The sequence below is a fragment of the Bacillus hominis genome, assembly GCF_018332515.1.
Lineage (GTDB): Bacteria > Bacillota > Bacilli > Bacillales > Bacillaceae_G > Bacillus_A > Bacillus_A hominis.
The window spans coordinates 1-514 of record NZ_BOQD01000592.1 but is presented as its reverse complement, the minus strand read 5'-3'; the positions used below and the strand labels follow the sequence as shown (position 1 = coordinate 514).

Annotated in this window: 1 protein-coding gene; it reads right to left on the bottom strand. The window is 34.2% G+C overall.

The window, feature by feature from the left end:
* Positions 1-514: ABC transporter substrate-binding protein (locus KI356_RS27515; protein WP_238486255.1), on the bottom strand; the 514-nt coding region annotated here is incomplete at both ends.

Here is a 514-nt window from a genome sequence, read left to right as displayed (position 1 = left end):
TTTCTTGTCTATAAAAGCATTCTTATAAGTATAAACACCACCAAATTGATGCTTTTCAATTCCTTTTACATAATCCTTTTGTACATAAGCTGAGCCAATTTGATAAAGCGGTGCTATCGCAGCGTCCTCTAATAGAATACGTTCAGCCTCTTGCAGAGCTTCCCATCGTTTCTCTTGATCTAGTACTAGCTCATTTTTCGCTTTCTTTATTAATTCATCGTAACGAGAATTAGAGTAATTCATTTTATTATTCGGATTACCCGTCGTAAATAGCTCTAAATAACTAATTGGGTCTTTATAGTCAGGTCCCCAATTTGCCATAGATATATCGTAATCACCTGTTTGTTCTAACTGCAACTTTTGCTTAAATGGCTGTTGTTTAATTTGTATCGTTAATCCATGCAAATTCTTTTCTAAATCACCTTTTATATATTCTGCCATTCGTTTTGCGTTATCTTGTTCAAACGTTAAAAACTCGAGGCTTACTTGTTCTACTCCAAGTTCTTTTTTCGCT